Origin of the sequence: Leptolyngbya sp. AN10 (assembly GCF_050565645.1) — a bacterium.
GTDB lineage: Bacteria > Cyanobacteriota > Cyanobacteriia > Leptolyngbyales > Leptolyngbyaceae > Leptolyngbya.
The window spans coordinates 60,252-81,259 of the sequence record NZ_JBNXVP010000021.1 but is presented as its reverse complement, the minus strand read 5'-3'; the positions used below and the strand labels follow the sequence as shown (position 1 = coordinate 81,259).

General features: G+C 47.6%; 20 protein-coding genes. 9 read left to right on the top strand and 11 right to left on the bottom strand.

Features of this window, described 5'->3' with window-relative positions:
- Positions 1-7: 7 nt before the first annotated feature.
- Together ACQ4M5_RS26100 and ACQ4M5_RS26095 are read right to left on the bottom strand one after the other, a co-directional pair.
- Positions 8-1,762, bottom strand: a complete 1,755-nt coding sequence (locus tag ACQ4M5_RS26100) for an ABC transporter ATP-binding protein (protein ID WP_430678650.1) — start codon at positions 1,760-1,762, stop codon at positions 8-10.
- 98 nt (positions 1,763-1,860) lie between these two features.
- Positions 1,861-3,072 (bottom strand): YdcF family protein, encoded by a 1,212-nt coding sequence (locus ACQ4M5_RS26095; protein WP_430678649.1) that lies wholly within the window; start codon positions 3,070-3,072, stop codon positions 1,861-1,863.
- A gap of 571 nt (positions 3,073-3,643) precedes the next feature.
- On the opposite strand from ACQ4M5_RS26095, the gene galE reads away from it, so the two are divergent.
- A complete protein-coding gene (galE, locus tag ACQ4M5_RS26090) occupies positions 3,644-4,642 on the top strand; it encodes a UDP-glucose 4-epimerase GalE (protein WP_430678648.1) in 999 nt (332 codons plus the stop codon).
- A 150-nt stretch (positions 4,643-4,792) separates the two neighbouring features.
- On the opposite strand, the gene ACQ4M5_RS26085 is transcribed toward galE, so the two are convergent.
- Positions 4,793-5,464, bottom strand: coding sequence for a sugar transferase (locus ACQ4M5_RS26085; protein ID WP_430678647.1), 672 nt, complete (start codon positions 5,462-5,464; stop codon positions 4,793-4,795).
- Positions 5,465-5,728: 264 nt separating this feature from the next.
- Between ACQ4M5_RS26085 and ACQ4M5_RS26080 the strand changes: the two genes are divergently transcribed.
- Together ACQ4M5_RS26080 and ACQ4M5_RS26075 are read left to right on the top strand one after the other, a co-directional pair.
- Positions 5,729-5,995: a hypothetical protein gene (locus ACQ4M5_RS26080; RefSeq protein ID WP_430678646.1), complete on the top strand. Its 267-nt coding sequence runs from the start codon at positions 5,729-5,731 to the stop codon at positions 5,993-5,995.
- A gap of 154 nt (positions 5,996-6,149) precedes the next feature.
- Positions 6,150-7,070: a HetZ-related protein 2 gene (locus tag ACQ4M5_RS26075; protein ID WP_430678645.1), complete on the top strand. Its 921-nt coding sequence runs from the start codon at positions 6,150-6,152 to the stop codon at positions 7,068-7,070.
- Positions 7,071-7,359: 289 nt separating this feature from the next.
- Here ACQ4M5_RS26075 and prfC read toward each other — a convergent pair whose 3' ends face one another.
- On the bottom strand, positions 7,360-8,988 hold the full coding sequence (gene prfC / locus ACQ4M5_RS26070) for a peptide chain release factor 3 (protein WP_430678644.1): 1,629 nt from the start codon (positions 8,986-8,988) through the stop codon (positions 7,360-7,362).
- A gap of 100 nt (positions 8,989-9,088) precedes the next feature.
- On the opposite strand from prfC, the gene ACQ4M5_RS26065 reads away from it, so the two are divergent.
- A complete protein-coding gene (locus ACQ4M5_RS26065) occupies positions 9,089-9,451 on the top strand; it encodes a DUF4870 domain-containing protein (protein ID WP_430678643.1) in 363 nt (120 codons plus the stop codon).
- Between the two features lie 128 nt (positions 9,452-9,579).
- Here ACQ4M5_RS26065 and ACQ4M5_RS26060 read toward each other — a convergent pair whose 3' ends face one another.
- Positions 9,580-9,741: a hypothetical protein gene (locus tag ACQ4M5_RS26060; protein ID WP_430678642.1), complete on the bottom strand. Its 162-nt coding sequence runs from the start codon at positions 9,739-9,741 to the stop codon at positions 9,580-9,582.
- Here ACQ4M5_RS26060 and ACQ4M5_RS26055 point away from each other — a divergent pair.
- The 3 genes from ACQ4M5_RS26055 (at position 9,740) to ACQ4M5_RS26045 (ending at position 14,285) form a co-directional block, all read left to right on the top strand.
- Positions 9,740-12,022, top strand: coding sequence for an FG-GAP repeat domain-containing protein (locus ACQ4M5_RS26055; protein WP_430678641.1), 2,283 nt, complete (start codon positions 9,740-9,742; stop codon positions 12,020-12,022). The genes ACQ4M5_RS26060 and ACQ4M5_RS26055 overlap by 2 nt on opposite strands.
- A 342-nt stretch (positions 12,023-12,364) precedes the next feature.
- Entirely contained in the window at positions 12,365-13,855 is a 1,491-nt protein-coding gene (locus tag ACQ4M5_RS26050; protein WP_430678640.1) for an MBOAT family O-acyltransferase, read from the top strand.
- A 55-nt stretch (positions 13,856-13,910) separates the two neighbouring features.
- Positions 13,911-14,285, top strand: a complete 375-nt coding sequence (locus ACQ4M5_RS26045; protein ID WP_430678639.1) for a phosphomannose isomerase type II C-terminal cupin domain — start codon at positions 13,911-13,913, stop codon at positions 14,283-14,285.
- Here ACQ4M5_RS26045 and trmB read toward each other — a convergent pair.
- Both trmB and ACQ4M5_RS26035 read right to left on the bottom strand, forming a co-directional pair.
- Entirely contained in the window at positions 14,282-14,917 is a 636-nt protein-coding gene (trmB, locus tag ACQ4M5_RS26040; RefSeq protein WP_430678638.1) for a tRNA (guanosine(46)-N7)-methyltransferase TrmB, read from the bottom strand. The genes ACQ4M5_RS26045 and trmB overlap by 4 nt on opposite strands.
- A gap of 3 nt (positions 14,918-14,920) precedes the next feature.
- On the bottom strand, positions 14,921-16,183 hold the full coding sequence (locus tag ACQ4M5_RS26035) for an FIST signal transduction protein (protein ID WP_430678637.1): 1,263 nt from the start codon (positions 16,181-16,183) through the stop codon (positions 14,921-14,923).
- Positions 16,184-16,500: 317 nt separating this feature from the next.
- Between ACQ4M5_RS26035 and ACQ4M5_RS26030 the strand changes: the two genes are divergently transcribed.
- Both ACQ4M5_RS26030 and larE read left to right on the top strand, forming a co-directional pair.
- Positions 16,501-16,731, top strand: coding sequence for a Calvin cycle protein CP12 (locus ACQ4M5_RS26030; RefSeq protein WP_430678636.1), 231 nt, complete (start codon positions 16,501-16,503; stop codon positions 16,729-16,731).
- Positions 16,732-16,832: 101 nt separating this feature from the next.
- Entirely contained in the window at positions 16,833-17,645 is an 813-nt protein-coding gene (gene larE / locus ACQ4M5_RS26025) for an ATP-dependent sacrificial sulfur transferase LarE (protein WP_430678635.1), read from the top strand.
- Here the strand turns inward: larE and ACQ4M5_RS26020 are convergent.
- The 4 genes from ACQ4M5_RS26020 to ACQ4M5_RS26005 form a co-directional block, all read right to left on the bottom strand.
- On the bottom strand, positions 17,637-17,813 hold the full coding sequence (locus ACQ4M5_RS26020; protein ID WP_430678634.1) for a hypothetical protein: 177 nt from the start codon (positions 17,811-17,813) through the stop codon (positions 17,637-17,639). The two genes, larE and ACQ4M5_RS26020, sit on opposite strands and share 9 nt — an antisense overlap.
- A 225-nt stretch (positions 17,814-18,038) precedes the next feature.
- Positions 18,039-18,692, bottom strand: coding sequence for a PIG-L deacetylase family protein (locus ACQ4M5_RS26015; RefSeq protein WP_430678633.1), 654 nt, complete (start codon positions 18,690-18,692; stop codon positions 18,039-18,041).
- 19 nt (positions 18,693-18,711) lie between these two features.
- Positions 18,712-19,500: a glucose-1-phosphate cytidylyltransferase gene (locus tag ACQ4M5_RS26010; protein ID WP_430678632.1), complete on the bottom strand. Its 789-nt coding sequence runs from the start codon at positions 19,498-19,500 to the stop codon at positions 18,712-18,714.
- 76 nt (positions 19,501-19,576) lie between these two features.
- Positions 19,577-20,896: a DUF4910 domain-containing protein gene (locus tag ACQ4M5_RS26005; protein WP_430678631.1), complete on the bottom strand. Its 1,320-nt coding sequence runs from the start codon at positions 20,894-20,896 to the stop codon at positions 19,577-19,579.
- Positions 20,897-21,008 lie beyond the last annotated feature (112 nt).

Here is a 21,008-nt window from a genome sequence, read left to right as displayed (position 1 = left end):
GGTAGATCTATTGCAGGGCTTCTTCCAGCTTGTTCTGATCCCAGAGCGATCGATACAGTCCAGGGTAATCTAACAATTCTCCATGTGAACCCATTTGCACGATTCGCCCTTGATCCATCACAAAGATTCGATCCGCCATTGCCGCTGCTGAAAGTTGATGTGAGATAAATACAACCGTTTTGCGAACAGTTCCTTCAGATAAATTCTTCAAAATTCGAGTTGCCGTTTGATTATCCACACTCGACAACGCGTCATCCAAAATCAGAATCGGACTATCCACTAAAAGCGCTCTCGCTAATGCGGTTCGCTGGCGTTGTCCACCGGATAGCGTAATTCCGCGCTCACCCACGATCGTGTCATAGTGCTGCGGAAAGTTCAGAATTTCTCCGTGAATTTGAGCAATCTTTGCAGCCAGTTCGACCTCATCTTGTTCAGCCAGAGGTTTACCGTATCGAATGTTGTTTCGGATCGTAGTGCTGAAGAGAAAACTTTCTTGTGGCACATACGCGATCGCGCCTCTCAAATCTTCTAATCGCAAATTCGTAATGTCATAACCATCCAGAAAGAGTTGGTTTGGATCAATATCTAATAGTCGCGGTAATGCGTTCGCGAGTGTAGATTTACCAGAACCGATCGCACCGACGATCGCAACGGTTTCACCGGGAGAAATCGCAAAATTAATCCGATCGAGATTCGGTTGAGAACTACCGGGATAATGAAACGTTAAATCCTTAGCGCTCAATTTTCCATGCACTTGCGCTACTGGTAACGGAATCGTGTCTTTAGCATCTTTAATTTTTGGTTCAACCGATAAGATTGCCTCAATCCGATCGATACTCACTTCTCCACGCTGATATGCCGTGATCGTGAATCCGAGTAATGCAGTCGGAAACGCTAATCGTTCCACAAACAGCAAAAGTGCAATAAAATCTCCGACTGTAATTTCACCCCGTGCGATCGATCCGCCTCCAAACCAGAGCAAAATTAATGCACTTCCGTAAGCAATTCCTTGCAAGATCGGGAAAAGAATATTCCGAGTGAGAGCGAGTTTGAGATTCGCATTCAAAAGCGATCGATTATAGCCACGAAACGCCTGTCGTTCGTTTTCTTCCTGACCGTAGATCTTAATCAGGGCAATTCCGCTCATATCTTCTTGCACCAATTCGCTCAAAGTCGAGAGTTCTTCTTGAACGGTTAATTGTTGCGATCGCAGTCGGTTACTAAACAGACTGACTAGAATCAACATGAACGGATAAACCGATAATGCCATCAAGCTCAATCGAGCATCGATCGCCGTCATCGCAGGTAAAGTCAACGCATACGCGAATACTGTGTTTGCCAAACTGAGAACCGCAAACCCTAACAAGCGGCGAATGTTATCTACATCACTTGTGGCACGATTAATCAAATCACCAACAGTATTCGCTGCAAAATACGCAGGTTCTAACTTGAGTAAATGATTAAAAATCTTTTGTTTTAGATCAAATTCAACTTGACGACCCACGCCAAAGAGTAGAGTGCGAGATACCATCCGCATCCCCCACATCACCGATGCCAATACTAGAATCAGAAGCGCATCTAGCAGAATTTCGTTAACGCTAAACGTAACGCTGAGTTTATCGATCGCATCACGAATTTGCAGCGGAATATAAATGCCGATCGAGTTCACCACCAGCAACGCCAAAACCCCTAAAGTTGTACTCCGCCAATGTGGACGAAGATAAGACCCTAGTTTTTGAAGCTGCCCCCGCGATCGAGCCATGACTATCCCTACTATCGAAACCCTCTCATGGTAGCGCGAAAGAAAAAGTTAATTCCAAACGAAAAGGGTAGAAGTGAAAAGCTTCTACCCTTCTGCCTTTAGAGTGTTGTACGAACGGGTCGAATCCATCCCCTCAAGAAGTAATAGATCGATGCCAGGTACTCGTTAACCACTCTGGAACTCAGCGCCAACGCATCAATACTGGGAATGAGATCCGCGATTTGCACATTCCGTTCCACCAAATCTCGTCCTTGTGCCCGACCCCGTAGCGCCTCCCGTGGCGGCAGCGTAAAGAAATTCGTCGGACGTGGAATGATCGTGACCGGAACGTTGTTATTCGTAAATTCTCGCCGGAACGTCAGAGCAGCTCGATTCATCTGAATTGCAGACTCGATCAAGACTAGCTGATTGCCGAAATTGATTCCTCGACGCTGCAATTCCTGGCGCACATTCACGGCACTTTGCTGCATCGTAGGACTATTGGAATCGCCAATGATATCGCCTTCAGGAATTCCCATATCTTGCAGAAACCGTCTTGCATCTGCCGCCTCAGAGACATCGTTGATAGATTCTCCCTGCCGACGTAATCGCTCTGGTCGATCGCCCGCGCTCACAATAATCAGTGGAGCCGTTCCCCGTGCCCGTTCCTCTTCGTACACCTGCCGTGTATAAGTCAAAATGTCGCCATTTTCGGTGAGTTGAACGGGCTGATCGGTTAAGAGCGCAAATGAACCAGGCGGAATCGGAGAAGGAGGCGGAATCAGTTGAGGAGCCGTGGGAGCAGGAGCAGCAGGAGCAGGTTGCGTTCTCGGTCGCAATTGTAATCGAGTCGTATCCTGTGCCAAAGTGACAATCACTCGTCGTGCTCCAGCGGGAAGCGTGTCTGCCCCAACCGGACGCGCAATCTCGATCGCTTCTGCCTCCGCTCGTTGTGCCAAGAAGTAAGATACGGCTGGAATACTGAGAATCAGGAGTGCAGGAATCGCAATTCGCAGTACCAAAACTCCTGTTCCAGATAATTTGCCGCCCCTGAGCAATTGAGAAAACGCAATCAGCAGCAGAATCAAAATAATACCGAGTGGGCTAAACGGTATGGCAATCACTCGGAAAATATTACCGATAATGCCTTGATCCGGCGACCCGGTGTAGAAGGTAAAGGCTGCTACTCCTAGAAAGAGCAGCAAAACTAATCCCCCTAAAAACGGTCTCGGTAGTAGCCGTAATAGAACATACCAGGCAAATAAACCGACTACAACCCAGAGCAATACTTGGGTTAATAGAACGAATACGTCAGTTACTAATAAAACCATTTATTCAATCCCTTGTCTCGCGCTTATCCTCCTCACCACATAAATGCGATCGTATTTGATCGCATTTTGATTCAATTGGAGGTGAAACTTCATCGCTTCAAGATTACCCGCAGGTATCAGTTTTGCACACGGAAGTTGTTCAAATTATGAACAACTTGGTGCATGACGATCGAACTCCCTAAACTTTGTCTTGCACTTAGAAATAACCTGTTTCAAGACTAGGATTGTACCGAAAATTCATCGGTCGTAGGGCGTTTTTGATGACGAATTTCAAATTTTTCCTGAAATTTAGGGGTCTTAAAACCATTTTTTCTAAAATGAATTCGATTAGACCCGTTTTGGCAATCAAAAATCAGGCAAAATGCAAGATTAGAGTTTCTAATTTGTCGATCGGGTGTATTGGAGGAATCAACCGTGGAATTGATTTTGGCAGGAATCGTATTTGCTGTGATCCTATTTATGTTGACCCGCAGTCTGTTTGTTAAGTAGCGCGATCGCATTCAAAAAGGTTCCTGAATTGCAAAGTCCGCTTCTGAAATGGGAATTGTCCACTGCTGGGTGAGGATTTATTGTGTCATCTGAAAAGCCGATCGTTTTAGTCACAGGTGGAGCCGGATATATCGGTTCTCATGCTGTTCTGGCACTGCAACAGGCAGGGTATGAAGTCGTTGTTTTCGATAATTTAGTGTACGGGCATCGCGATATCGTCGAGTCGGTGCTGAAGGTGGAACTGATCGAGGGAGATACGAACGATCGTGAATTGCTCGATCGAGTGTTTGCATCTCGTCCTTTTAGCGCGGTGATGCACTTTGCGGCGTATGCGTATGTGGGCGAATCGGTGAGTCAACCGGATAAGTATTACCGCAATAACGTGACCGGAACGTTGACCTTACTCGAAGCGATGGTGGCGGCTGGTATTCAGAAATTCGTGTTTTCTTCAACTTGCGCGACCTATGGCGTTCCGAAAACCGTTCCAATTCCTGAAGATCATCCGCAAGATCCGATTAATCCCTACGGCGCAACGAAGTTGATGGTGGAGCGGATTTTGGCAGACTTCGATCGAGCTTATGATTTCAAATCCGTGGCTTTCCGTTATTTCAATGCAGCGGGAGCCGATCCCGAAGGACGACTGGGCGAAGACCACCAACCGGAAACGCATCTGATTCCATTGGTGTTAATGGTGGCGCTCGGCAAACGGGACTCGATTTCAATTTACGGAACCGATTACCCAACCCCAGATGGGACTTGTATTCGAGATTATATTCACGTGACCGACTTAGCAGAGGCGCATGTTCTCGGCTTGAATTATTTGCTGAAAGGAGGCGATTCCGATCGCTTTAATTTAGGCAACGGCAACGGGTTCTCGGTGCGGGAAGTGATCGAGATGGCACGAAAAATTACAGGTCGATCGATTAACGCTGTCGAATGCGATCGTCGTCCGGGTGATCCCCCTGCATTAGTCGGAAGTGCGGAAAAAGCGCGATCAATTTTGGGCTGGAATCCTCAGTATGCGGATCTCGAAAAGATTCTCACTCATGCGTGGGCGTGGCATCAAAAACGACACGGATAATTATCGTGAACCCTGTAGAGACGCGATTAGACGACTGCTCTTATTCGCGTCTCTCCGAGCGGAATGAATGCAAGCCCGATCACATTCGCCCCTGTCACATTCACCCCTGTCACATTCGCCCCTGAATTGTAGGAAGTACGATCGACTTCCCTAAAACGCCCCTCGTCTTATCAAAATCACATAAATCGTTTTGAAGATCAGCACCACATCATAGATCGGTGACCAGATCGCTTGATATCGCAAATCCATCTGCACGATATCCTCAAAATCCTTCACGGTCGATCGACCATTAACCTGCCATTCCCCAGTCAATCCGGGTTTCACATTTAGTCGCTGCCAGTGATGATCCGCATACTGCGCCACTTCATCCGAGGTCGGTGGACGAGTTCCGACCAAGCTCATATCGCCCCGCAGCACATTCCAAAACTGAGGCAATTCATCCAGGCTCGTTCTGCGTAAGAAGTGCCCGATCCGAGTCACACGCGGGTCTCGGCTATTCTTAAAAATCAGACCGTCCGCTTCATTCTCGACCTGGGATTTGAGCGCGTCCGCCCCATCGACCATCGATCGAAACTTGTACATGCGAAACGTTTTGCCCAATAGTCCATGCCGTTCTTGGCTATAAAAAATCGGTCCAGGACTGTCCAACTGAATCGCGATCGCAATCGGAATAAACACGATCGCAGCAATCAGCAAGCCAATTAAACTGCCGAAAATATCAATAAAGCGCTTCAAAACTGAAGTCGTCGATCGATGTGGAACTTTAAAAGAAGATGCAATCTGAGAATCGGAAATCGACGAGTCAACCGCAGGATTAAACATAGCTTAAATCAAAGACCAGGACTGGGTTTTCACCGAGTCAAGTCGTGCATTTTCACTGTAAGCCTATCGAAACCGCGAATACTCTAATAGTCTTTCTACCGAGATTTCCTCAAAACTTTTTACTCGTCTGCTCGATCCCCACTTTTATAAAGTTTTGATGAAGCTTATTTTCAAAAAAAGCAAAATTTGCCCGGAAAGCCACGGAAACGCTCGTTAGAAATAAATCGTAAAATGTAAGTAAAGACCCTATGTGAGGAGAGATTTGTGGAATCGCAAGCTTTGGCGGAAATCGTGCAGGAACTGGCAGAAACAACGATCGCGGCATCGGAAACGATCGAGCAATTGAGCGATCGTGTCGAGACGATCACCACTCAAGTTGATCAGCAAGGGCAACAAATCTTTGCATTAACAGACGCGCTGCAAACCTTGACCGATAATCAGTCCACACTGGTTTCTCACATTGCTCACCTGACCGAAACCCTAGAGCGCATCGCAGCGTCTTTGGAGACGAGCAACCGCAGTGTTTCCTAAGCAGTGGAAAACCCTGAGAAACGTTTTATACTAAATCCTCAGCCGAGTCGGGCAGGAGTTGAGGATTATGACTTGCACTCTTACCCGAACGGGTAAGTGATTTTCTCGTCAACTCTGCGGCACACTCTATATCAGGGTAATGAGGACGGCAACCATGACACGAGCAGAACAAATTGCAGCCGATTGGCGATCGCGGCTAAAGACCGAACTTTCACGGAGTAGTGACACAACCCGCGAGAGTATTGTCCGATGGTTGCTGGGCGAAGATTTAACCCGATTTGACGAGTACACGCCTGAACGCCTCGATATCGAAGTGCAGGCGATGGATTACCGCTATCGCATTCTCATACAGCGCTATTTTGAAACGCCGCCCCAACGTGCATATAAGAATTTAATTCAGCGCTTGGGCAGTATGTTTGTCATAAGAAACAAAATTAGTACCTGGATTGCGTTATCCCGCGATCGTCAAACGACGGTGATCGATGTGTTACAAGAAGTCATCCAGGACTTAATGCAAAACGATAAATATATGCAGGAGCAAGTCGGCTGGATTGCTCAATGTACGGACGATGCGAGATTACGCAATGCGATCGTACTCACCGCAACAGAAGAGTATTGCCTGCGTCCAATTCGCAACCAACCGCTTCTGGTGTATCGCTTTGTGAATTATCAAAAACGCAGTCAGCGCGGCGGAATGACACAAGTTCCCGCTGCGGATTTCATTCGATTAGTTTCAGAAGAAATTGCACCAGATGACTCAGAAGGCTCAGTGAGTTTGCTGGATGGAGAAGCGATCGCGCAATTCCAAGAGGAACAAACTCAGCAGCAACAGCAAGAACTCCGAAACGCGATCGTCAAACAGTTCGAGGATTATCTTACCGAGAAGGTTGGAAGCGATGCGGCTCAGTGGTTGCGGCTGTATCTACAGGGCAAGACCCAAGAAGCGATCGCGCAGATGCTCGATATGCCGATTAAGCAGGTGTATCGATTGCGTGAAAAGGTGAATTATCACGCGGTGCGGGTGTTTGCTCAGAAGAATCAGCCCGAATTGGTGACGGAATGGCTCGGTCGTTGAGTACGTATGTTCAAAACTTTGTGTCGATGAAGAACTGTCGCTACGATACAGTCCGCCCGGCGCTAAACCGTCCGGGCTAATGGGAGAAAGGAGGCTGAAGCCCCCTCAGACAGTAGTTTCAGCCCTCTTTAGAGGGGTTTTCTCAATTAGCCCGGACGGTTTAGCGCCGGGCGGGATGCCGGGTGAACGAGTACACCAAAATTCACCAGTCTCGATCGCATTTCTCCAATTGCATAAGAGCCGAGACGCGATTAGAACGACTGAACTTCGCGTCTCTATGCACTGTCCGTTAAATATCAACAGGTTGTTTTCCAGACACCACGGGCGCGATCGCACTGAGTCCCAATTCCGGGTGATCCCCTTGCAACTGCTGACAATTCCACTCATTGCGGAACAGTAAAACCGGACGCTCCCAGCTATCTTTTACCGCTAACGTATTGAAAATTCGCCCCACTTTCTGGAGCGCTTCCCAACCGCCATCAACCCAACGCGCTACCGTATACGGCAAATATTCCAGCGTCGTTTCGACTCCGTACTCGTTCTGCAATCGGAACTGCACCACTTCCATTTGAAGCTGTCCAACCGCTGCAAGAATCGGATCGCGTTTCGCTTCGTCTGCGGAATACATGATCTGAACTGCACCTTCTTCGCGCAATTCGGAGACACCTTTGCGGAACTGCTTGAACTTCGACGGGTTCGGATTTCTTAAGAACGCGAACAGTTCAGGTGAAAAACAAGGAATCCCTTCGTATTCGAGCCGTTGACCGTTGTAGATTGTATCCCCGATCGCAAAAACGCCCGGGTTATTCAAGCCAATCACATCGCCTGGATACGCTTCTTCGATCACTTCCCGGTCTTGAGCAAATAATTTCTGCGGACGAGAGAGCCGAACGGTTTTCCCAGTCCGGGCATGACTCACGACCATATCTTTCTCGAACTTGCCAGAACAGACGCGAACGAATGCAACACGATCGCGGTGTTTGGGGTCCATGTTTGCTTGAAGTTTGAACACAAATCCCGAAAACTCTGGATACGTCGGATCGATTTCACCTTTAGTGCTGACGTGCGCTCCCGGTTTCAAAGCGTAGTCCAAGAACGAATTCAAGAACAATTCGACCCCGAAATTGGTCATCGCACTCCCAAAGAAAATCGGAGTCATTTGACCCTGATGAATCGCATCAAGATCAAACTCAGAACCAATGCCTTCAATTAGTTCCAATTCGTCTTTGAACTGGTAATAAAGATCTTTTTCCAACAGCATTTCAATATTCGGATCACCCAAATCGATTACGGTATCTCGCGCTTCTCGGCTCCCGTGCAAACTCCGCTCGAATAAGTGAATTTTGCGAGTTCGTCGATCGAATACCCCTTTAAACTGATCGCCCATCCCGATCGGGTAATTCACCGCATACGTTTGCAGCCCTAATTCTTGCTCGATCTCGTCCATCAATTCGATCGGGCTACGTCCGGGTCGATCGAGCTTATTGACAAACGTGAAAATCGGCAGCGATCGCATCCGACACACTTCAAACAATTTCCGAGTTTGCGGCTCCAAACCTTTCGCAGCATCGATCAGCATCACGGCATTATCCGCCGCTGCCAGAGTCCGATACGTATCTTCACTAAAGTCTTGGTGTCCGGGCGTATCGAGCAGGTTAATCTGGCACTGCTGATACTCGAATTGCAGCACCGTTGAAGTAATCGAAATCCCCCGCTGCTGCTCCATCGCCATCCAGTCCGAAGTTGCATGACGTTGAGCGCGACGAGCTTTCACCGCTCCCGCCTCGTGAATCGCACCCCCGTACAGCAACAATTTTTCGGTCAGAGTCGTCTTTCCGGCATCCGGGTGCGAAATAATCGCAAAATTTCGTCGCCGCTCTACGGCTTGCTGCAAGTCAGATTCCAATTCGATCGCCATGCTGTTCTCTCAGATAGATTGCGGGACATTCCAATACATCACATTAGTTTAAATGTAGCGACAAATTCGGCGGGATTGTAGCTAGATTCAGAAGCATCGAATGGAATTGATCGCTATGCAAAATACTGGACAGCAAAAACTTCTTTCTGCGCTGTGTCACGGATCAGTCTTCTTCAGTGCTACTCTCGTTTCGGTCGGAATCCCGATCGCGATTTTATTACTCACAGACGATTGGGTGATAAAAGATAACGCCCGTGAAGCACTGAATTTTCATATCAATCTATACGTATATGCGGCTTTAGCAGGGATTTTTTTCTTATCTGTGGTCGGCATTCCAATTGCGATCGTCATCGGGATCGGATTGGCAATTTGTAGCTGGTTATTGCCGATCGTGGCTATCATTAGAGTTATCGATCGTCCGAGTCAACCGTATCGTTACCCATTTATTTTACGGCTGCTGTAACTTTACGCACTATTTGTGAACGCTTTGTGAAATCTTTATCGCCGAGATCGCTGATCACGGAACTTTCCGCATAAAATGATCGCCGAGGGTTACGTAAATCTACTCTCAGACTGGGTGCTTGTCAGAATCTACCAGCAAAAATAAAGACGGTTCTGAGCGATCGCAACTGCGGTCTTTTCTAGCGAGGCGTGATTAACAAGTGGATACAGGTCTTGGGCAACCCGGTTGCCTTCTTTTTGGTCGAATTTTGTCCGGAGAATACAGAGTTGAATTAGTTGGGAGGCACTCATGAGTGTGACTGCGTTTCCCAATGACAAATCAGCCGCTTTACTGAATCCGGATAGCACTCTAGAAACTTTTCCATCCCGAAATGCGATCGGTAAACAAACTCGCCTCGCAGCCTTTCAACTCGGTAGTTCTACGGCAACGGTTGATCTACTAGCTCGAAAAGCTTCTGATGGCTCCACCCAGGTCTGGTCGGTAAATGGCTTCAATTCAGCCACTCGACGCGACTTGCCCACCGAATCCGATCAAAACTGGCAAGTTGCGGGCATTGCCGACTTCAATCGCGACGGACAGCAAGACCTTTTATGGCGCAATGTCGGAACGGGAGCCGTCCGTATCTGGCAGGTGAATAACGATACGGCTCAGACAATTTCGCTCGGAACAGTTAGCGATTTAGGCTGGCAGATTACCGGACTTGCCGATTTCAACAACGATGGCTCGTCTGATATTCTGTGGCAGAATCGGCGCAGCGGAGAAGTCGTTCTGTGGTTTCTGAATCAAACCAGTGTCAGTTCCGGGTCGATCGTCGGTTCAACGGGAGCAAGCAACTGGCACATTCAAGGCATCACTGATTTCAACAACGACGGCAATCCTGATCTCGTCTGGTACAACACAAGCAGTGCTGAGACGGTTTACTGGCTGTTTAGCAATGGCAGACCATTCCACGGAGCACTACTAAATCAGGCTCCAAGCACCGATTGGAAAATTGCGGGAATTGGAGATTTCAACGGAGATAACAGTTCCGATTTGTTTTGGCGCAACGATCGTACAGGTGAAACGCAATTCTGGCTCTACAGCGGGACACAAAGAACGCAGGTTCGATCAGGAACACCGATCGCATCTTCGTGGCAAGCCATCAGCGCGACTGATTTGAATGGCGATCGCACAACAGATTTACTCTGGCGCAATCCATCGACTGGAGAACTTTTAGCCTGGTTTGTGCAAAATGGCAGTCTCAATAGTTCTGCAACGGTTCTGACCGAGCGCGATTTAGATTGGCAACCGATCGCATCACTCGAACGATCGACCTCTCCTTTAATCACGCCCACTCAAATCACGGTTCGTCCCGCAACTCTAACAAGCAACGGCACGATCACAACCGCTGAAATTCAAGCGCCTGTTTTCACTCGTAGCGATCGCGTTGATGCGGGAAATAGCAGCGATTTCTATCGGTTTACGATCGGGCAATCTGGAATTTTCACCGCAGGACTCACCGGATTAAGCGGAGATGCCGATGTGCGGCTGATTCAGGATACGAATGGCAATGGTACGGTAGATAACGGTGAAATTCTCGCATGGCAGTGGGAGCGCGGAGCCGCAAACGAATCGATTCGGAGATTTCTAGCGACTGGAACTTATTTGATTCAAGTCGTCAGCCATAACAATCAGACTGCTGATTTTACGCTGTCTACAACTTTTACGGCGGCTGCCAGCGATCCTCAGCAGTTCAGAATTGACTTAACCTTTGCAGAGTCTCTCACCGGATTAAACTCTGCCGCGAGAGATGCGATCGCTCAAGCCGCACGATTCTGGGAAGGCGTAATTCTGGGGGCGAGTGCGATTACACGATCGAATATTTTGTCGATCGCGCTGGATGGTCAGAGTTTCACCGCTCAAGATGGGGCAGCCGATACCGGAACGCTCGCGTTATCAGGTCCTTCGCTGACTTTAGATGCTGCGGATAATATCGTAATTACACGCGGTCGCAGTACACTCAATCTCCGTAGAATTGCCGAATTCAACTCGAATCCGCTTTACCTGCGGGACATCATGATTCATGAATTCACCCATGTCTTCGGATTTGGGACGATTTGGCAACCGTTGGAATTCTCGTTTACAGATGGCTCAACGCTGCTGGCAGGCAAGAATTGGATTAATCGCACAAACGCGACTTATCGAGCGGACAGTTACGCAGGATGGGCTTACGGAGAGTTGTTAGGAACTTTCACCCCGACTGCAATCCCGATCGAGCCTCAGATCTTCTTCCACTGGGATGAATCCCGCTTTGATACAGAACTGATGACTCCATTTGCGGAAACTTCGGGCACTCCAATGCCGATGAGCAGTTTAACGCTCGGAGCCTTGCGCGATCTGGGTTGGAATGTGAATTTTGGGGCAGTCCAACCTTATACGCTGCCTGCGGTGCGAACGGCAGCACTATCGAGTGTTCCTGGAGACGCGACACAAACTGCTGGTCGCGCGGCTTATAAATGTGGCTGTGGTCGCTGTTTGAGCGCAATTCGCACCGAGACGCTTTCTCCTCAACTAACCGATCTGGTTGCCTAAAAACAAAACTGCCCTGAACTCAAAAGAGTCACAGGGCAAGGGACAGTTAAACGCTATGTTCATTATGGCGAGGCAAATTCAAGATCAAGCGATCAGTCTGGGACGGTTGTTGGAGTGTCCATTCAATGAGTGCGATCGCGCTTTCACCCCGCACACTAGGAAAACCAGTGTGGGCTGGAGTCCTGAGATATACTCGCTCAGTTTCATCGTGTATTTGAGCAGTGTGCAAATAACCCCTTCGTATGTTTAGATGAGCAGCTTTCGGGCTGCTTTTTTATTGGCAATGGCACTGAGATCGAATTTTGCCAGTACACTAGACGCGGAATCAAGTTTTTCCCCGTCATGCAATTTCTTTCCCCGCTGTACGCCGTTTTCTTCCTTTGTGTCGTTGGGGTGTTTTGGTCAGTTCGATCGACCTGGCTTCGATCGTGGCTGATTTTTCTCACCAGTCTGGTTTTCTATTCCTCATTGCAAGCTCAATACGTTCCGCTGCTGCTCGTTGCGACGGTGGTGAACTATTGGCTTGGAAAAGCTTTGGGTGTGCCTCCGGATTGGAGAATTGAGGACTGGCAGTTTGCTCAAGCGGATTGGAATCAGCGACGGTTGAGAGTGCTTTGTGGCGGGATTTTTCTCAATGTGTTGCTCCTGTTGGGATTTAAGTATGTGCCGTTTATCTTTTCTACGATCGGCACAACGTTTAATCTTCCAGCCCTACAACAGAGTGCAAATTGGGCGGATATTCACTTAATTGCGCCTTTAGGTCTGAGTTTCTTTGCTTTTGAGTGCATTGCTTACTTGGTGGATGTGTATCGAGGTGCGCCTGCTGCTCAAGGATTTCTCGATTTTGCAGCGTATAAGTTGTTTTTTGCCAAACTGATTTCGGGTCCAATTACGCGCTATCACCCGTTTATTGGACAGTTTCACGCGCTTCAAGCTCCGAAAATGCCGCAGATTACTGAAGGATTGTGGCTGATTGCTTGTGGTGCGATTAAAAAAGGACTGGTTGCCGATCGATTAAACGGTCTGGTCAATCTCAGTTTCGATAATATTCAACGAGCCGGAAGTACCGATCTGTGGATTGCGATCGTCGCTTACGGGTTCCAGCTTTATCTCGATTTCAGCGGTTACGTGGATGTTGCGCGTGGATGTGCTTTACTGCTCGGAATTGAACTGCCCGAAAACTTCAATTTTCCTTATTTGACTACGAGTTTGGCGGATTTCTGGCGACGTTGGCACATGACGCTTGGAGATTGGCTGCGGAACTATCTCTACTTTCCGTTGGGCGGATCGCGCCAAGGCTTAATTCGGACTTGCATCAATTTGATTATCGTCATGCTGATCGCGGGAATCTGGCATGGAGCGGCGTGGGGCTTCATCGCGTGGGGTGGCATTCACGGGTTAGGGTTGGCGATTCATCGGTTGAATGATGCGATCGCGAAACGATTCGAGTGGATCGAGGTGGTTTGGTCAAGTTTGCCCGGAATTATTGTCGGATGGGCGCTGACTCAATCGCTTGTATTCGTCTCGTGGGTGTTCTTCCGCTTGCCAAATGTGGACTCAGCTTGGAAAGTGCTGCAAAGATTGTGGGGCTATTCTGCGGATGTGCAATATGCCCAGAAAGTTTACGGGGAAGGCATAGGACTGTATCCGCCTCAGATTTTGATGCTATTTAGTGCGATCGTCTTTGTGATGTTGTTGACTTATACCTTTCAACGCGGTCTGAAACTCAATCTCACTTGGCATCTGAAACTCTTAATGGTTCCGCTGTTTTGCTACGTTGTTTGGCTGCTTGCACCAGAAGCGGGAAGCCGATACATTTATTTCGATTTTTAGACGGACGAAGCCGCTTTTTCTTGCATGATTGAACTATAGAGTCACTGAAATCGCCATGAAAAACCAACAAACTGAGGAACCCCGCATTTCTGATGTCACAGAGATTCGGCATTGGGGAACGGTTACGCTTTTAGAAGATGCGAAACGTTATCGAATTAATCGCATCGAAATTAAGCCCGGAGCGCATATTAGCACTCAGATGCACTATCACCGGAGCGAGCATTGGATCGTTGTTTCAGGAACAGCGAAAGTCACCTGCAACGGCGAAGAAAAGGTCGTCATGCAGAAACAATCGACGTATGTACCGATGGGAACGCCGCATAGAGTCGAGAATCCGGGCGTAATCCCGCTCGTGATGATTGAAGTTCAGAACGGTGAATATCTCGGCGAGGATGACATTGTTCGATTTGAGAAAGATCCGAACGCTTAGGAGTTCTTACGAAAAACCGCTCGATAAATCGGATCGCCAAAAGACATCACCATCAGTTCTCGCTCGGTTGGAACAGGCATCGGATTGTCTGGCAACCAGTCGGAACCTTCACGGGTGAAATGGGGCGATTCAGCAAATCGATCGACCATTTTTTTCGCCACTTCTAAAATGTCCGATTGTAAAAATACGATCGCATTCGGTTTCAAAAATTCCGCCAAAGTTGCCACCATTTCCGGTTGTACAACTCGCCGTTTCTGATGTTTGCGCTTAAACCAAGGATCGGGAAATTGAATTGAAACTCGCTCCAATGTTCCTAGTTGCAACGATGCCAAAATCGGATGCAGCGAATTACTAACATTGCAGAAAATATAGTGCAGATTTTTTAAGCCTGCTTCGTCGCGCCATTCAAGTGCCTGATCAACGATCGGTTCTCGAATCTCCAAACCCAAATAATTCCAATCGGGTTCCTGTTCTGCCATTTTCAGCAAAAAGACTCCCCGACCGCACCCAATATCAAGGTGCAACGGACGCGACGGATCAGCAAACACCTGACTCCAATCGGGCGGAGCCGTAGGCGTTTGATATTTTCGACTCAGCGGATTGACGTGCTCTCGAACTCGAACCAGTGCCACAGATTATTGCTTCTCCCTACAAATTCCAAATACAGACGTATAACCATGCAGAAATGTACTGCCACCGACCGGACCGATTTCACCGTTGCAGAAAAAGCCTGCGATCGGTAACTCTTTCAAATATTCGTTCACTAATTGCGAATCAAAGTTCGGTTCCCCGTACAGTCCTTCCCCTCGTCCCAGACAGGAGAACATTAAAGCACCAACGGGAGCCGGATTCGACGGTTTCGCCTGAACATATCGTCGCAGCAATAAATCTAAATCTTCCGCCGAAGTTTCCGCATCTCGGAGATGGAATTGGATACGCTGACCTGGACGGATTAAATCCCCGATCGCGATTGCCCCGACTCTCGGATCAACTCCCAACAGATTCCGAATCAAGAAATCTCCTGGCTCCAAAGCTTGCTTAAATCCATTCTGGGCAACTCCAATGAAAATATGATTTTGTTGAGCAAGTTGTCGATCGTCCTCGCTCAAGTTTTGAACTAATTCCTGTAATTGTTCCAGCGGGGATCGCTTCACAGTACAGCGATCGGACGGCAACCCCGATCCATCGTCTTCTTGCATCGCTAACAAAATATTGCGCTCGCCTTCCGTGATCCAATACGGCTGTCCGATCGGGCGACATCCTTGAGCCACGATCGTATCCAGCACAATATTCCCGCTCAGCGCAACTCCGACGGCTCCTTCTCGATAAAATCGACCGCCACAAAATAGCCCCGTCGCGCCACTACCCAGCATTCCCGAACTTGCCAATCCTCCAACCTTGGGCGCTCCTGGATAAGCAAAGTCCAATCCTTGCAGCAAATCATTCACCCGCTGCAAGTCCGCCATCAAAACAAAATTCGGAGACTCTTGAGGCGAAACTCCAATCAACTCTGTCCAAGTATCTGGCGGACTATCGAGATCCGGTAAATCGGTGGCAGACACATAAAACGGCTGCACCTTCACATTCGGCAAATGCGCCAAAGTCAGACTAAGCGCGGGTTCTTCCTCCACCTCTCGCGCCTTTCCTCGCTGCGTCATTCCCACAATTCCGCCCCCGCTGCAACCAACGATCGCAACCCCCGGCAACTTATCCCGCAGGAGCGGCAATAATCGCGAATACTCACTGGCAAACGCCGACGAAATAAACACAAACCCCAAATCAGCCGAAGCTTGCAGAGACGATTGTGCCTGAGACACCACCTCCTCGACTGCCGCTTCTAAAAATGGGCGCGTCGAGAGTGCGCTTGCCCACTGCATTGAATTTAAGGCTTCTGTCATGTGCGATCGCTCCGTATCAGGACTAAAGAAACTTCGCAGTAGCTCTAGTGTAGAACACCGTTGCGGATCGGAAGAAAGACGGATCGGAAGACCGCACTCCAGGTAGATCGTCAGGGGCGATCTTCGCGAGTTAAGATGGGTATACAAAATAATGAGTCAGCACTCACCTGGAAATGTCTTCTAGTTAGCAGAATTAGCGGGATGAATGTCCTAGAGTGCTATGTTGGGTAAGTCTGTAAATCGTTCGGGATCTACAGATTTTGGTTCTACTCTCTCACAGCGTTTTGTTTTTGATTTGAAAAAAAGGACAGAATCCTATGGCGATTAACGATATTGAAAAGCAGATTGAAGTCGAGCGTCAGAATGCTCGCGAAACTTGTGATGTCAGTGGTTCAAATTCGGGCGAGTGTGCTGCGGCTTGGGATGCAGTCGAAGAATTGCAGGCTGAAGCGGCTCACCAACGTCAAAGCGTGAAGCCAAAAAATTCGCTTGAGCTGTACTGCGACGACAATCCTGATGCACTGGAGTGCCGCGTTTACGACGAATAAGGCTTCGATAACGCCTCATTTCTAGAGCAAAAGCAAGCAGCGATCGTTGCTTGTTTTTTTATGCGATAACGGAGATCAGTCCTCAACCCCCTTTCCCCGCAATGTACGAGAAATTAGATCGGTTAAAAGCGCTGTTTGTCGAACTCGATCAAGCTTTGGTGGCTTATTCCGGCGGCATCGATAGTACATTAGTTGCCAAAGTTGCCTTTGATGTGTTGGGAAATCGCGCGATCGCAGTTACAGCAGAATCGCCTTCACTCTTACCTGAAGACCTCGAAGATGCGAAGATTCAAGCCGCAGAAATCGGCATTCTTCATAAAGTCGTTCAAACCCACGAATTAGACAATCCTAATTACGCCTCAAATCCCGTAAACCGCTGCTATTTCTGCAAAAGCGAGTTACATGACACTTTAAAGCCTTTAGCTCAATCGTGGGGCTATCCGTATGTGATTGATGGCGTGAATGCGGATGATTTGCACGATTATCGTCCGGGAATTCAGGCGGCAAAAGAGCGAGGAGCGCGATCGCCTTTAGCTGAAGTGGGGATCACGAAACTCGAAGTTCGAGCGATCGCGAAACATTTGGGATTGCCCTACTGGGATAAGCCTGCTCAACCTTGTTTGAGTTCGCGGTTTCCGTATGGTGAAGAGATTACGATCGCGAAACTCCAGCGTGTCGGACGAGCAGAAGTGTATTTGAGAAAATTAGGCTGGCAGAATATTCGAGTGCGATCGGAAGGTGACACTGCCCGGATTGAAGTGCTGCCGGATCAGGTGAAGGAATTTGTGGTACATACGGATCTGCCGAAATTAACGGAGGCATTTCAGTCCTATGGGTTTCTGTATGTCACCCTCGATCTAGAAGGGTATCGCAGCGGAAAACTCAATCAAGTGCTGCAATTCAAGTCATTGTGATCCGTACAAGCCGGAGAGCGATTTACGCAACGGAGACATGGTGTCAACGGTACGAGCTTGCGAATCAAAGTGAGGTAGGGGAAGAATTGCGGCAAAAATGCCTGTGATCGACAGCACTGCAAAGAGCCGGATCAGCATTCGCCGCTTACAGCGGTTGTGATACATCATCAACTTGCTCCGTTTGGTAGAGTTACATTTTTGCCTGTAAGTTTACCGCGAAGTATTTTCGTCGATGTATTCGTTTTTGCCGATTTAATGATTGAGAATTTCTGGCTTATTTTCTATCTCTTGACTGTCGCTTTTTAGCAAGAAATCTGCTGGGTACGATCGCGAATCCTGATCCTACGATTGTCAGAGCAACCTATACCTGAAGTGTGAATCGATCGCTAGAACTTAGAACACTAATTTACGACTATAAAATGCTTCTGCAAACTTACTCGGTGAATTCGATTCAATTCCACGCAATCTCAAAATTGCTTCAAAGGTATCCTCAGTAAACCACTGTCGTTTTTTCTGCGTTTCAAACACTTCCATTAGGGTTTGAATCTTCCGCTGACAAATCGTTTCACTGATCGGCACATAGAAATTTGGATTGCCAATATCGCCATCGTATTTCGGAATTTCGTACTCTAAAACCAGATGATTCCGATAGCTATTCCAAGTCAGATCAGAAATCAGTCGATGATCTTGGTGAGCATCGTGTTTATAGTGCGTCAGGATTAAATCCGGTGAAAATGCTTGGCTCAGTTCGTTGAAGTACTCTTTGATTTCAGCACCAACAAACGGAAAGAAACTATTGCGGAAATTTTTCACTACAATATTCTCAATCTTCGCGCCTGCTAGAAATCGATCGGCACTCTCGAATGCTTCTTTCGATCGAACTTCACTAGAGCTAAACACAACCCAGTAAAAGACCGCATTCGGATACTCTTCAATCAGTCGCAGAATGGTTCCACCACAACCGATTTCAATATCATCACAGTGAGCGCCAAGACACAGAATTTTGTATTCTGCATCTTTTCCTCGATCGAACATCAACTTCAGCATTTTCACCTCCTCAGTTCACTTAGGTCGTTTTGCGAGTCTTCCAAACTTCCCAAGGTGGAGTTCCTTGAGAGTACAAATCATCAAGGTTCTGCTTATCTCGGAATGTGTCCATGCAAGTCCAGAAGCCATCATAGTTGTAGGCAACCAATTGTTCTTTCTCGATCAATCGTTGGAATGGTTCTAGTACTAGCTCTTCACCAGCGTTCATGTATCTGAAAATCTCGGTTTTGAGCGCAAAGAAGCCGCCATTGATGCGAAGGTCAGCATTGTTAACGTGTTCGATGCTCTTCACTAAACCATCTTCCTGCGCTGAGACAACGTGGAAGGTTTGGGTTGGCTTCACAGACAAGAAGCTGGCAATTTTGTCATGCCGCATAAAGTGATTAATAAAATCATCGAGCGGCAGATTGCTCAATCCATCACTATAGTTTGCCAGAAACATTTCTTCGCCTTCGAGATACTTCTCGACTGCTTTCAGGCGTTGTCCGATGTTGGAGTTCAACCCCGTATCAACAAAAGTGATTCTCCAATCGTGAATGTCACTGCCAATCATTTGCACTTGCTTTCCACCCGCCGACAGTACAAAGTCATTGGAAAGACATTCGTTGTAGTTCAGAAAGTACTCTTTGATGTAATCTGCTTTGTAACCGAGACACAGAATAAAGTCTTTGTGCCCATAGTGCGCGTAGTACTTCATCAAGTGCCACAAAATTGGACGATACCCGATGTTAACCATTGGTTTCGGAATCTTTTCCGAATAGTCTCTCAGTCGGGTGCCTAGACCGCCACAAAACAATACAACTTTCATGCAGATTATCCCTCTTAATGAATTGCTCTTAGACTTCCCTTAGTTTCCTGGGTAATGTTCGCTGCTTGCTGTAGCTTCACAAATCGATCGCTTCTTTCAGCAAATCTGTGTCGATCAATGCTTCTGCAACTCGCCGAATTGCATCAAATTCAAACCCCGATCGCTCTGCTATGTCTAACAATGAATGCTGTCCATCAGATAGATTCAATGTCCACAACAGTGCAAGTTCATTCAATCCGGTTCCAGATGTTCCTCCAATCGATCGATAAAGTCCTCGTCGTCCCAATTGTGGTTCACACTTCGGATTTTGATTGATGTAGGTTCGGTTATGTTCTAACACTGACAACACATTCAAGCATTTGAAAAATGAATCAGCGAGATGTTCAGGTTGAATGAAATCTAGATTATCGGCTGAAGTGTGATATTCGGGAAACTTACTGTTTGGCGATCGCATAAAGCACCCGACAGGCAAGTTAAATCCAGGTGAACAAAACTGCCGCTCATCGTAGCCATACGGGAAGAAATCAATGATGTTATGGTCTTGCTCAGAATGTTTCAGGACATGACTGACTGCTCGATCGATTTCTGCATCTCCGCGACGACTTTTTTTGTAAGTGGACTTTCCAGGATCACCCAAGCAGCTTAACACCAAACCATGCTTGATTCGGTGTACTTGATCCTCATTCTGACTGAGCCAAGTAATTGAGCCGATCGTCGCTGGAATGAAGATAAAGCGATACGAATAGCGATGAGCAATCTCGCTTAATAATTTAGCTAGTTGAACTGCGATCGCAATTCCTGACAAGTTATCATTCGCCAAAGATGGATGGCAGGCATGACAAGAAATCAGTACTTCATCTTCAATCTCACCGGACAAGTAATACTCCCCGTAAGTTAAATATCCAGGTTCTAAGCTCGAATCGATGCAAACTTCATACTGATCCTCTGGCAGTTCTAGCAACTGTTTGTGAGTGAGGCAGAATCCCCAGGTGTCTTTGTAGTAAGACGTGCGATAAGGAATCCAATCAGGATAATCCGGCAAGCTGAAAAGATGCGGCTTTAACTCTTCCAGTAACATCGTCTGATGCACTGGAATACTGTAATTCACAACGTGAAGATTGTGGTTTTGGAAATCGATAATACGATCGCCGTTTGAGTTCTTCACATACGCATCCCGGATGTTCCACTCACGCGGCACTGTCCAGTCAAACACCTGTGTCCCCGTGGGCACTTCAAAGCGCTTTAGTGGAATGACGCGCTCAATCTGACGCAGCGTTTCCCGAAATCCATCGCCTGTGATACTGCGACAAATCGGATAAAGTTCAGAAGCAAAACGATGAAGATCTTTACCGATCGCTTCGGGTACTAGAACTGTCTTGAGATCAGTAATGTTCATTGTTCCTAGTAGGACATTAGAGCACAGAAGTATTGAGGACAGTTGAGTGCATCTGTGCAGCGGAGAGTAAGATTACGCCACTGACTTCGCACATCAAGAGAATCATTGATCT